Origin of the sequence: Stenotrophomonas sp. CC22-02 (assembly GCF_004365115.1) — a bacterium.
In the GTDB taxonomy this organism is placed as follows: Bacteria; Pseudomonadota; Gammaproteobacteria; order Xanthomonadales; family Xanthomonadaceae; genus Stenotrophomonas; species Stenotrophomonas forensis.
This window is the reverse complement of sequence record NZ_SOCO01000001.1, coordinates 1,407,326-1,419,303: the sequence shown is the minus strand read 5'-3', so window position 1 is coordinate 1,419,303 and position 11,978 is coordinate 1,407,326. Positions and strand designations below refer to the sequence as shown.

Below are 11,978 nucleotides of genomic sequence, written 5' to 3'. Positions count from 1 at the left end.
GTCAGCTCCACGTGTCCAGTTATAGCGGGCACACAGGTTCGGGCCGGGCACGATTCCGGCAGCCGCCGCCTACTTTCCGGCAAAACACCACGCAGATTCGGCAGCGCTGTGGGGCGTCAGGGCTGCTTCGCGCCCTGCAGGAAGGACGCCAGCAGCGTCGACGACGCCATCGCCGGCGCCAACCGACCACGTGCCAGCGACCAGGTGATGCCGTAGAAGCAGGTCCAGTAGAAGTCGGCCAGCCACACCGCGGTGAATCCGAGATTGAATACGCCGGCTTTCTGGCCGCGCAGGAAAAAAGCCTCAAAACGCTCGCCAATCGGCGCCCAGCGCCCGGGCAGCAGATGCAGGTCGCCCTGGCGCTGCTGCTCTTCCATCATGCGGGCGAACAGCAGCGTCACCAGCTCCCAATCGGCCAGCAGTACATCGGTCACCCGCTCCAGCACCTGCATCGCGTCGGCATCCGCGTCGAACCAGGTGGCCGCCGCCTCCAGCCGCTCAAACCCCGCCACAAACAACGCCTCGTCGATCGCTTCGCGGGTGGGCGCGAACCGGTACAGCGTCGCCCGGCTGATACCGGCACCGCTGGCCAGTTCGCTGAGCGTGCAGCGCGGGTGGCTAACCAGCGTGGCTGCGAGGGCATGGTGCAGGTCGCGGCGGGAACGTGCTGCAGGACGCATGGAAGTACCGGATTCGAGACCCCCTCACGCTAGCATGAATCATAAATTAATGAACTGAATCACAAATGATTCATCAGAATCACGATTGCGCTACAACTGCAGTGCGTCCGGTGCACCCGGGTCGGTGCACGCAGGGATCGCGTCACAGGCATCGAAGGAGACAACGCCATGCTGCATCCGCTACGCGACATTGCCGTGCTGTTCGATGCCGGCGACACCGGGCACCGGGTCCTGAACATCGCCGCCCGACTGGCGCAGGTCCAGCAGGCCCACCTGATCGCGGTCTCCACCGCCCAGCATCCCAGCGACATCGCCAGCGGCTTCGCCCGGGGTGCCGGCATTGCCGCGGCACTCGACCATGAAGCACGTGCCGATGCCGCCTGCACCGCACAGCTGATGCAGAACCTGCGCGCGACCGCCGAGCCGCTGCGGATCAGCACCGAGCTGCGCATCGTTTCAGACTATCTGGGCGGCGCTGATCTGTCCCTGCACTCGCTGTACTGCGACCTGATCGTCGCCGGCTATCCACACACACCGGGTGCACCCAGTGGCTGGCACCCTCTCGGCACGCTGCGCCAGACCGGCGTGCCGATGCTGCTGGTGCCGCCGCACTGGCGCGGCGAACAGGTCGGCCAGCGCATCGTGGTCGCCTGGAATGCCAGCAAGCAGGCACGCCGCGCGGTGGCCGATGCGCTTCCCCTGCTTGCGCGCGCGCAGGCCGTGCACCTGCTGATGGTCGACACCCCCAAGGCAGAGGCCGCACCGGGCGCCGAAATGGCCCAGCACCTGGCCCGGCATGGTGTCGAGGTCGAGATCCAGGCGATCAGTTCCACTCAGGGTGGCGTTGCCGCAACCATCCGCCAGCATGTCCTCGATGCCGAAGCGGACCTGCTGGTACTGGGCCCCTACAGCCGCAGCCGGGTGGTGGAGCGCGTGCTCGGTGGAGTCACCGAGAACCTGCTGGCCGAAGTTCCGGCACCGCTGTTCGTATCCCACTAGCGATGCCCTGCCCCGCGCGGCGGTAGGCGGTCAGCGATTGCCCGGTATGCCGCCGGAAATAGCGGCACAGGTAGGACGCATCCTCGAAGCACAGGCGCTCGGCGATGCGTCCGATCGGCAGCTCGCTGTAGCTCAGCCATGCTTTGATCTCCAGCACCACCTGACGGTCGATCAACGCCTTCGGGGTTTGGCCAAAGCATTCGCGGGTCAGCTGTGACAGATAGAACGGGGTGATGCACAGCGCTTCGGCGTAGGACTGCACGTCACGCTGGCGCGTGCTGCGCTGGCCGACCAGTTCCCAGAAGTTCCAGGCCAGGCGCTCACGCCGGCTGATCGGCGCCATGGGCGCGCCCTTCGCCGGCAGCAGCGTGGCCAATTTGAGAAAGAAGATCTGCAGCAAGGAGCGCAGCATCACATGCCGGTACCGGCCTCCCGTGTGGTGTGCGTCCATCAACTGTTGCAGCCACCCCTGCAGCAACGGCACCTCCAGCGGAGACGGCGTGCAATGAGGCTGCTGATGCAGAAACTTGAACAGCGCGTTGGGCAGTACATAGCCCACTTCGGACGCCACCGCCTTCGGCATCAGGCAGACCACCGCAAGGAAGCCGCGCGAACGCTGCCGCAACAGCGCCAGCGTGTCCTCGGCCAGCACCAGCACGTCGTGCCGCTGCACCGCCACCTCACGGAAGTTGAGGGCGAAGCGCGCGCGCCCCGACACACAGACCAGCAGCGCCAGGCGGGCGTGCCCGAACGACAGCGGGACGCCCTGGCCCTCGGCCAGCGTGCTGACCTCCAGGCGCGTGGATTCGTCCTGATCCAGAAGCTGGGGTATGCGGTCCATGAGCGGATCCGGCTGGATTCCGGCACCCAGCATACGGGGCCCGGTCAGCCTGTTGTGAAAAGTACCGAAGGCATCAAGGTCCGGTACGTTGCGCCCGTCATCCGCCACCGCGCTGCATGAACAGCAAGTCGGGCGTCGAGGCACCGTCCACGGGCTGGAATCCGAGGTCCCGATACAGGGCTATCGCCGCGGCATTGTCCCGATAGACCCGCAGGGTCAGGCGCTGTACGCCCGGTGATTGCAGGGCCTCGGCGCCCAGCAGCTGCATCAGCACGCGGCCCAGCCCGCGCCCCCGTGCCTGGGGCGTAACGATGATCCGGCCCAGATGGGCGGTGCCAGGTTCGCTCAACCAGTATTGGCCGAAGCCTACGCAGTCGCCCTGCCCGTCCAGCAGCACTCGCCCCGGACGAGTGCCCAGCCCAAGCACCTGCGCGAACGCTCCGGCCGGTACAGGGAATGCAACACCCGGGCCGGCCCAGCGCTGCGTCGCTGCGACCGAATCGAGCCAACGGGCGATGCGCGCGTAGTGCGAAGGCTGGACCGGCTGCAGCTGCATGGGCATGGCGATACGGGCATGACGTGGCTATCCATTGTGGGCGTCCTGGAACGCGCAGTCACGCCACGCCGCAGCGCTTGAATTTTGTCCTAGGACAATAAACAATTCCGGGTATCCACACGTCCGCCGCCCGACGGCAGCCCGTCTCTTTCACATTCCCGGGTATCCCATGTTCAAAGGTCTCAGCGCGTTTCCGCTTACTCCGCTTGGTGGGGATGACATCGACACGCGCGCTTTTGCCGCACTGGTCGAGCGCCTGGCCGCATCCGGGGTGGACTCGATGGGCATTCTTGGCTCCACCGGCAGCTATGCCTATCTGGAGAAAGCAGAGCGCAAGCGCGTGCTGCGCCAAGCCCTCGCCCATGCCGGCGGCGTACCGGTGATCGTCGGCGTCGGCGCCCTGCGCACCCGCGACGTGCTGGAGCTGGCCAGGGATGCCGAAGATGCCGGCGCTGCCGGCCTGCTGCTGGCCCCGGTGTCCTACCAGCCGTTGAAGGAACATGAGGTCTACACCCTCTTCGAATCGGTGTGCATGGCGGTGCGCACCCCGATCTGCGTTTACGACAATCCCGGCACCACCCGCTTCCACTTCTCCGATGAACTGCATGGGCGGATCGCCGCGCTGCCCAACATCGGCTCGATCAAGATCCCCCGCCTCTCCGACAATCCGGTGGAAGCCGCAGCAAGGGTCGCAACGTTGCGCGCCCACCTTCCTGCGCATGTCACGCTGGGGATCAGTGGTGACGCCGCCGCCGTGCGCGGACTGGCCGCGGGCTGTGATGGCTGGTACTCGGTAATCGCTGGCCTGTTCCCCGAGGTAGCGCTGCGGATCACCCAGGCAGCGCGCAGCGGTGACATGGCCTCGGCCGAAGCGGCCTCTGCGCAATTGGCACCGCTCTGGGCGCTGTACGATCGCTTCGGCGGCATTCGCGTGATGGCATGCGCTGCCGCGCTGATGGGCCTGTGTAACGACGACTGCCTGCCGCGACCGCTGCTTGGGCTGCAGGGCAATGACCGGGCGCAGGTGGCCGAGGTGCTGGAAGGGTTGGGGCTGCGCTAGACGCGGGAAACGTGTGCGAAAGCAGCCCTGCAGGTGATCACGCCGGCTCGATTGGCATGAGCGACCGTTCCCCGAGCAGGACGACGGCGCCAGTGGCATCAATGGTTTCGAGTGGTCACCCCTGGCAACCAGTCACCGCACCACTGCAGCGTGCAGAAGCAATCCTGATTGCGCCTGACCGCAGACCACAGTTCGGCCTGGCGCTTGACCTGGGGCAGGCGCACGGCCCGCACGCCCTCGGCCTCTCTCATCTTCCAAGCATTCCGGAGGTCTCATGCGCCGCCGTCTTTGGCAGACGCGATAGTGAAGAACTACCGGCCGCTTCCCACAGCACACAACTTTCGCCCAGCTGCAATCAGCCACGGGCATGGGCGCAGAGCGGAAACCTCGATAGCCGTGCAATCAAGCAGAGACGGCCAAATTATGAACGCAATTTAAACAAAACCAGTATCCACTGGGGGGAATCAAGCGATCAGTCGTTAGCAGGAGCTTGTTGGTGCAGGTGGATGTGGGCTGACGTGGACTGTCGAAGTGGTGGCGGTAGAAGAATGGAGAAAACATGAAGTCATCCACGCTGTCAGGATTAGCAGTTGTCGCAATCCTCATTGGATCAACCGCCATCGGTCTGGCTTTTCGCAAGGGTGAGACCAATTCCCCTTCGCCAGCGGCAGTGGTTGACCGGCAAGAAGCGGTACATAACAAAACCACCGAGTCCAATGACGTAGCACTACCTCCCTACGCAAGAAGAGAGATAGGCCGTTCGTTCGTATTCGCTCGCAGCCCGGAGTTGAGGCCGTCGGGCGACCCGCGCGCGTGGATCGACTCGCTCATGCCAGCAGCTGAAGCAGGCGACGCTGAAGCTTCCTACAGCATCTACCTGGCCCTGATGGACTGTGAGATGTACCTGAAGGCGAGCGCGCCCGAGGAACTTGCCGAATCCGAGTCAATTGGCGCCTCAACCGAGTATCAGAGAACGGTGCTTAGAAAGCTCCTGGAGTGCGAATCAATCCTGCCAGGCCAAGCCGCCCGGACTGGATACTGGCTGTCAAAGGCCGCACGCCAGGGATCCATCGAAGCCCTGGTCGCATATGCAGCCAATCCGAGCGCCGTACTTGGACCGGCGCCGAACATGGAATCGGAAGAGTTCCGCGCCTGGCAAAGCAACTCCATTTCGTACCTTCATGAGGCCATTCAAAAAGGGAGTATCGACGCACTCGCACAGCTTTCAAACATATACATGGCTGGCTACGCCACCTCTCGCGACCCCCAAAAGGCATATGCCTTGCAGCTTGCGCTGAGCGAATTCGGCCCGAGCTTCTCCAGCGATTCCTACAGGAACAGCATCGCCCGAGAACTGACACCGAAGCAGATTTCGCAGGCGCGCGAAGCAGGAAGGGAATTCTTTCAGATGACAACCCATAACAAAAGGACGATATCACCATGACGCTTCGCAATGCCGCAATTTCCGGCCTGTTCCTGTTGATCGGAGCAGCAACAGCCACGCCCGCAAGTGCAGGACCAATGGTGTCTCGATTCGGCCCATTCACCTGCCGTGAATGCCTGCTTCAAACTCCCCTGCCTGATGCCGCAACACTTGCGTACATACATAGCAGCCCTGCATTCACAGCCATGACCCACGGCAACGTAATCACCATCTGCAGCGGTAGCAATTGCGTTTCTTACACGAAGACCGATGGTCGCAACTTTGAAGGCGGCCCCATCAAGCCGCTTGAGCAGGGCAACCCCCGCGGCGGCGGCGGCGGCTCAGGCAAGTCGGGCGGGCCATACGATGGATCAAGTGCTGATGGTCGAGATCGCAAGGGCGGCAATGCCCGTGAGAACGAGCGAGACGGCAAGGACTACACCGGAAGGGTCACTGTAGGAAAGTGGACCAGAAAGTGACGGCTCTGTATTGAGATCCATCTGAACTACAACGCTGGGTTGGATCAATCGCGATCCAACCCAGTCAGTTTCGCCCTGGACCATCACACATGGACGCGCATGGAATCACCATCTTCTGCGTCCTGATCGCCTTGACAGCACACTTGGCGGCAAACATGGTGACCCGGCAAACATGGTGACCCCGGCCCGATTCGAACGGGCGACCTTCCCCTTAGGAGGGGGATTGCACGGCCTTTTGATTCAACAACTTGCGGCGCGACTGTGACCAGGCTGTGCCCATTTGCCTCAAGCGCCTCGCTGCATCTGCTGCAGCCCTGCCCTCACCCACGCCTTGCGCGCGTCCTTCGGGCGGGGCTTGGTCTCTGCCGGCGGCTTGCGCGGCTCCAGCGCCGCCTTGATCCGCTCGACCTCCTTCTCCGGCCTCGGCCAGGCGCAGAGCCTGTTGCTGCTGCTCGCGGGTCGGCGGCAGGCCAGGCAGTGGTGGCGGGGGCTGGATCGGGGTGCTGTCGGTCAGCGAGCGACGACCTCACGAAGGGGCAGATAGGGACAGAGCCTGGCCGCGCACCAGCGCTCTGCGTAGCGCTTCGCCTGCCGGACGCCAGGACCGCCATCGAACGTGACGTTCGCCGTTCCCCGGCCGTGGTACCAGAGCGCCCACAGCTCGCCGGCCTGGACCCAGCCAGAGGAAATCGGGGCAGTCCGGAAGCCGTGGGAGGAATACATGGCCGAAAGGATACGACTGGCCGTCGCAGATGCTGCGAACGCGGCGGCCATCTGTCTGAATCGTTCGGAATCGGTGCCGACGCGGCGCTGCTCACGCGCCCCCCGGGTTGAGCTGCCTGCGGCCCCGGATCCGGCAAAGTCAGGATGACCGCCATGGCCGGCCGGCACCATCGGGCTGCATGGCCCTGTCAGGCTGGACGGCCCCCACATACCCCGAGCATGGTGCAGGGCTACCCTACGGCCAGGGAGTTCTGTCGCCTCAGCCGCTCGGTCAACACGCCGCTGGGCTCTGCCGGATAGGCACCAATTCCGGGCCATGGGAGAATGCCGCCTCTTTGGGGGGCTCGAGCTGTGAACAGAAAGAACGAAGACATCCAGGTGCTACGAGCGGTTGCCATCGTGATGGTGGTCCTGCAGCACTATCGCAGCCGCCTTCCAACTCCAGATTGGTATCAAGGGATGTTCGAGCATGTCTCGTTCTGGGCCGGCGTCGACGTTTTCTTCGCGATCTCTGGCTACCTGATCTACCGGACTTTTTCTCGCGATATGCAGCGTGCTGACACCAAATCGTCTGCTCTCGGAAGCTTTGCCGTCCGTCGTTTCCAAAGGCTCTATCCGGCATGTCTGCTCTGGGTGATTGTGTCTATTGCATTGGCTTTCGTACTTACGACCGCCCCTAATGGTGATCCATGGCCAATCATCAAGAGCGGTATTGCGGGCTTAACGGGTTGGTCGAACCTGTATTACGTCATGTGCATACCTGACCTCGTCGTCTGCGGGAATCCGGACTTCAACGGGGTGACTTGGTCGCTGTCAGCCGAATGGCAGTTCTACGCTGTCCTTTCTGTTGCCATGCTCTTCATGGGGAAGCGGGTTGCGGTGCTCGGCCTACTGGGAGTCGCTGTGGTGATGTCCGCCTTCCCCGCTCCGTCCTGGTCCTTCTTCTGGGCCTTTCGACCGCTTGCATTCGTTCTCGGCGCGCTTATAGCAATGACCACAGAGGAAAAGCAGTTCAACCTGCGTCCGGTGGTCAACCGCTTGCTACTTCTCATTGGGGTGGCGGTGACCCTCATTGCGCCGGTTAGCCTCCCGCAACCTTTCGTCGTTCCAGCCATTTCCATGGGTGGTGCGCTCTGCTTATTCTCAGCTCTGTCTGGCAACAGCTACTCCGGACGACTCAGTGGGCTGGCCCGTTGGATTGGTGAAAGATCGTATTCGATCTACCTCTGCCACCTTCCTTCAATTTTGGTGGTGCGCGAGATCCTGACCAGAACCATCGGCACCGACGTCACCTTCGGAAATGTCGCATTGGCAATGGTCATTACCGTTACCATGATCGCCCTACTCTCTGACCTGTCCTATCGCTTCGTAGAGCTTAGATTCCAGCGATCGGCACATGCGCGATCGACACCACCCATTCCTGCGAGGGCCACCGATTCCTAACATCGCGGCTCAGGCGATCCTGGCGTCGATTTCTTCCATGCGAGCGATCAGGCCACGCAGGATGAAGGAGTGCAGGCCGTCCCGCCGGAAGCTGTAAAGATCGCCGGCCGGACGAGCGGGCTGCACCAACTCCCGGCGTGCCTCCTGCGTCACCACTCCGTCCTCGTTGCGGACTTCTGCCAGTTCATCCCACTTTTCCTCCTGCGGGCCCCAGCTATCGTGGCAGATGAATCCATGGGCGAATGGATCCAGGATGTGGCGGCAGCCTGATCAGGTCATCCAGCCTTGGCAGTTCGGGCATGGCGAGACGAAGGCCATGGCGCTGTGGTTGAAGGGTTTGTCACGCCCGACGCCTACCAACTCTGTGGAAGGCCGCGAGGATCGTATCCACCCACTACGCACGGCAAGGCCAAGAGCGAGGTCCGGCTGTTTATGGCCCGCTTCGGCCATCGGCCCATCGACACGCTGCACCCGATGGAAAGGGATTCCTACAAGACGGACCGCCTGACCAAGGACAAGGTGTCACCGGAGACTGTGGGGAAGGAAGTGCGCAGACTGCAGGTCGCGTTTCGGCGTGGCGTGCAGTGGAAGGAACTGGACTTCAACCCGCTGGAGGAAACCCAGGCACCCCGCGGGGTCCGTAGCGTGGCGGTGCGGTTCTACGACCGGACGGCGATGCGTAAGCTGTACCGGGCGAATCCCACCCGGGCACCCCTGTGGTTGTTCATGGCCCACACGGGGCTGCGCCGCGGCGAGCTGGTTGGACTGGGCAAGGATTCGGTCGCCGGGAGCAGGCTCAGGGTCGAGAGCGATCCGGACGAAGACGGCCAGGGCCGTACGAAGTCGGGCAAGTGGCGCGAGGTACCGCTGAACCGGTATGCGCGCTGGGCGCTTCGCCACTTACCCGATCCGCTGGTGGCCGTGCACAGGGACACGCTGTCAGACTGGTTCGCCTCGGATGCCAAGCGTGCGGGAATCGGTGGCAGCCTCCACCGGCTACGGCACACGTTCTGCGCCCAACTAACGCCTGTGCGCGACGACGGCGCGATGGCGAAGCTCAAGTACTGAGTCTGGTCGCTGGGACCACTGGGACCAAACCCTGTGGATATGCGGGAAACAGTGGGAAATACGCACCACCGATACAGCCCAAGTCGTTGAATTTGGTGACCCCGGCCCGATTCGAACGGGCGACCTTCCCCTTAGGAGGGGGACGCTCTATCCAGCTGAGCTACGGGGCCATGCAGCCGGGAAGTTTACAGGCAACACGCCCTGCCCTCCAAGCATTCATGTTCCGGCTGGCTTCGCTGGCGCGTTGCACCATGGCCGCGCGGGTCGCTCTGCTACCATCGGCGATTCAGTTCATCGCGTCCCCCACCTGCCCGCGATGGCGCCAAACAACGTAACGAAACACAGGAGTCTGCATGTCTTCCGAGCTGCTCAAGTCCCTTGGCCTGGACGCGATCAACGCTGGCACGTACCTGGGCAACGGGGAGTGGTCGAGCGCGACCAGCGGTGAGCTGATCACCCCGGTCAACCCGACCACCGGCGAGCCGATCGCGCAGGTCCGCGCGACGACTGAGGCCGAGTACGACACCGTCGTCGCCCGCGCCCAGGAAGCTTTCAAGGTCTGGCGCACCACCCCGGCCCCGCGCCGTGGCGAAGCCGTTCGCCTGTGCGGTGAAGCGCTGCGCAAGCACAAGGACGCCCTCGGTTCGCTGGTCGCCCTGGAAATGGGCAAGAGCAAGCCGGAAGGCGACGGCGAAGTGCAGGAGATGATCGACATCGCCGATTTCGCCGTTGGCCAGAGCCGCATGCTCTACGGCTACACCATGCATTCCGAGCGCCCCGGCCACCGCATGTACGAGCAGTACCACCCGCTGGGCCTGGTCGGCATCATCTCGGCCTTCAACTTCCCGGTCGCGGTGTGGAGCTGGAATTCGTTCCTGGCCGCCATCTGTGGCGACGTGTGCATCTGGAAGCCGTCCAACAAGACGCCGCTGACCGCCATCGCTTCGCTGAAGATCTGCAACGACGCGCTGCGCGAAGCCGGCTTCCCGGACATCTTCTTCCTGATCAACGACGCCGGTACCGCGCTGTCGGAAAAGATGGTCGATGACCGTCGCGTGCCGCTGATCAGCTTCACCGGCTCGACCCAGGTCGGCCGCACGGTCAACGAGAAGGTGGCGCGCCGCCTGGGCCGCTGCCTGCTGGAACTGGGCGGCAACAACGCCATCATCCTGGACGAAACCGCCGACCTGAAGCTGGCCGTGCCGGGCATCGTGTTCGGTGCGGTCGGTACCGCCGGCCAGCGCTGCACCACCACCCGCCGCCTGATCGTGCACCGCTCGATCTACGCCGACGTGCTGGCCACGCTGGTCAAGGCCTACAAGCAGGTGGAAGGCAAGATCGGCGACCCGACCGACGCCGCCAACCTGATGGGCCCGCTGAACAGCGACGGCGCCGTGCAGCAGTTCCTCGATGCCATCGCCCAGGCCAAGGCCGCTGGCGGCACCATCGAAACCGGTGGCACCCGCATCGACCGTGCCGGCAACTTCGTCCTGCCGGCGATTGTCTCGGGCCTGAAGAACAGCGACGCCGTGGTCCAGCATGAGACCTTCGCGCCGATCCTGTACGTGATGCCGTACGACAGCCTCGACGAAGCCATCGACATGCAGAACGGCGTGCCGCAGGGCCTGTCGTCCTCGATCTTCACCACCAACCTGAAGACTGCCGAGAAGTTCCTGTCGGCCGCCGGCAGCGACTGCGGCATCGCCAACATCAACATCGGCACGTCCGGTGCGGAAATCGGTGGCGCCTTCGGTGGCGAGAAGGACACCGGCGGTGGCCGCGAGTCCGGCTCGGATGCGTGGAAGGTCTACATGCGCCGCCAGACCAACACCATCAACTATTCGGATTCGCTGCCGCTGGCCCAGGGCATCAAGTTCGACCTGTGATGGACAACGCCGCACCCTCGGCACCGGATCGGATCCCCGCAGGGGCTCCGATCCTTGATTACAGCGGCCGCCGCGTGCTGATCGCCGGTGGCAGCAAGGGCATCGGTCGTGAAATGGCGCTGGCGTTTGCCGGCGCCGGTGCGCAGGTTTCGGTCTGCGCCCGCGGCCAGTCCGGCCTGGACGCGCTGCGCGCCGATGCAACCGCACAGGGCGTCGCGCTGCACACGTTCGCCGCCGACCTGGCCGACACCGGTCAGATCCAGGGCTGGCTGCAGGCCGCCGCCGACGCACTCGGTGGCATCGACGTGCTGGTCAACAATGCCACCGGCTACGGCATGGCCGACGACGAGGACGGATGGGCGGCCAGCCTGCAGGTGGACCTGATGGCGGCGGTGCGGGCCTCGCGGCTGGCCTTGCCGTTGTTGCGCATGTCCGACGACGCCTGCATCCTCAATCTGTCTTCGATTGCCGCGCAGCAGCCGCGCCCCGGTGGCGCGCCCTATGCCGCGGCCAAGGCCGCGCTTTCGCACTACACCACCTCGCAGGCGCTCGCGCTGGCCAAGGACCGGATCCGGGTCAATGCCATCGCGCCCGGCTCGATCGAGTTCGACGACGGCCTGTGGGACCGCCGCCGCAGCGAAGATCCCGCGCTGTACCACGGCACGCTGGCGAAGATTCCGTTCGGCCGCTTCGGCCACCCGCGCGAGATCGCCGACGCTGCGCTGTTCCTGTGCTCGCCGCTGGCGCGCTGGGTCACCGGCAGCGTGCTCAACGTGGATGGCGGCCAGGTGCTGATGGGCTGACACCGGCATCCCGGTAG

12 protein-coding genes, 1 tRNA gene and 1 pseudogene are annotated in these 11,978 nt (G+C 64.1%); 8 read left to right on the top strand and 6 right to left on the bottom strand.

From position 1 onward, the window contains the following. Positions 1-116: 116 nt before the first annotated feature. Positions 117-680: a TetR/AcrR family transcriptional regulator gene (locus N440_RS06750; protein WP_133934501.1), complete on the bottom strand. Its 564-nt coding sequence runs from the start codon at positions 678-680 to the stop codon at positions 117-119. Positions 681-848: 168 nt separating this feature from the next. On the opposite strand from N440_RS06750, the gene N440_RS06745 reads away from it, so the two are divergent. Then, entirely contained in the window at positions 849-1,679 is an 831-nt protein-coding gene (locus N440_RS06745; RefSeq protein ID WP_133934500.1) for a universal stress protein, read from the top strand. Here N440_RS06745 and N440_RS06740 read toward each other — a convergent pair. Together N440_RS06740 and N440_RS06735 are read right to left on the bottom strand one after the other, a co-directional pair. After that, on the bottom strand, positions 1,627-2,520 hold the full coding sequence (locus tag N440_RS06740) for a helix-turn-helix domain-containing protein (RefSeq protein ID WP_133935989.1): 894 nt from the start codon (positions 2,518-2,520) through the stop codon (positions 1,627-1,629). The genes N440_RS06745 and N440_RS06740 overlap by 53 nt on opposite strands. A 97-nt stretch (positions 2,521-2,617) precedes the next feature. After that, positions 2,618-3,082, bottom strand: a complete 465-nt coding sequence (locus tag N440_RS06735) for a GNAT family N-acetyltransferase (protein WP_133934499.1) — start codon at positions 3,080-3,082, stop codon at positions 2,618-2,620. 163 nt (positions 3,083-3,245) lie between these two features. On the opposite strand from N440_RS06735, the gene N440_RS06730 reads away from it, so the two are divergent. The 3 genes from N440_RS06730 to N440_RS06720 all read left to right on the top strand — a co-directional run bounded on the left by N440_RS06730 (position 3,246) and on the right by N440_RS06720 (position 6,038). Continuing rightward, positions 3,246-4,136: a dihydrodipicolinate synthase family protein gene (locus tag N440_RS06730; RefSeq protein ID WP_133934498.1), complete on the top strand. Its 891-nt coding sequence runs from the start codon at positions 3,246-3,248 to the stop codon at positions 4,134-4,136. 559 nt (positions 4,137-4,695) lie between these two features. Further along, positions 4,696-5,580, top strand: coding sequence for a hypothetical protein (locus tag N440_RS06725; protein WP_133934497.1), 885 nt, complete (start codon positions 4,696-4,698; stop codon positions 5,578-5,580). Beyond that, complete coding sequence (locus N440_RS06720; RefSeq protein ID WP_133934496.1) at positions 5,577-6,038, top strand: hypothetical protein; 462 nt, start codon at positions 5,577-5,579, stop codon at positions 6,036-6,038. The genes N440_RS06725 and N440_RS06720 overlap by 4 nt, the downstream gene beginning before the upstream one ends. A gap of 285 nt (positions 6,039-6,323) precedes the next feature. On the opposite strand, the pseudogene N440_RS20435 reads toward N440_RS06720, so the two are convergent. Next, positions 6,324-6,761 (bottom strand): annotated as a pseudogene (locus tag N440_RS20435) (hypothetical protein). A 351-nt stretch (positions 6,762-7,112) separates the two neighbouring features. On the opposite strand from N440_RS20435, the gene N440_RS06710 reads away from it, so the two are divergent. Beyond that, on the top strand, positions 7,113-8,204 hold the full coding sequence (locus N440_RS06710) for an acyltransferase (RefSeq protein WP_166671539.1): 1,092 nt from the start codon (positions 7,113-7,115) through the stop codon (positions 8,202-8,204). Positions 8,205-8,213: 9 nt separating this feature from the next. Here the strand turns inward: N440_RS06710 and N440_RS20325 are convergent, their stop codons facing one another. Then, the gene (locus N440_RS20325) at positions 8,214-8,360 is read right to left on the bottom strand and encodes a hypothetical protein (RefSeq protein ID WP_166671538.1); all 147 of its coding nucleotides are present in this window, start codon (positions 8,358-8,360) and stop codon (positions 8,214-8,216) included. 276 nt (positions 8,361-8,636) lie between these two features. On the opposite strand from N440_RS20325, the gene N440_RS20430 reads away from it, so the two are divergent. Beyond that, positions 8,637-9,272: a hypothetical protein gene (locus N440_RS20430; RefSeq protein ID WP_243831293.1), complete on the top strand. Its 636-nt coding sequence runs from the start codon at positions 8,637-8,639 to the stop codon at positions 9,270-9,272. Between the two features lie 93 nt (positions 9,273-9,365). Here N440_RS20430 and N440_RS06695 read toward each other — a convergent pair. Continuing rightward, positions 9,366-9,442, bottom strand: a tRNA-Arg gene (locus tag N440_RS06695). A 183-nt stretch (positions 9,443-9,625) separates the two neighbouring features. Between N440_RS06695 and N440_RS06690 the strand changes: the two genes are divergently transcribed. Continuing rightward, positions 9,626-11,158, top strand: coding sequence for an aldehyde dehydrogenase family protein (locus tag N440_RS06690; protein WP_053510056.1), 1,533 nt, complete (start codon positions 9,626-9,628; stop codon positions 11,156-11,158). Further along, positions 11,158-11,961: an SDR family oxidoreductase gene (locus tag N440_RS06685; protein WP_208322781.1), complete on the top strand. Its 804-nt coding sequence runs from the start codon at positions 11,158-11,160 to the stop codon at positions 11,959-11,961. The genes N440_RS06690 and N440_RS06685 overlap by 1 nt, the downstream gene beginning before the upstream one ends. The last annotated feature ends 17 nt before the right edge of the window (positions 11,962-11,978 follow it).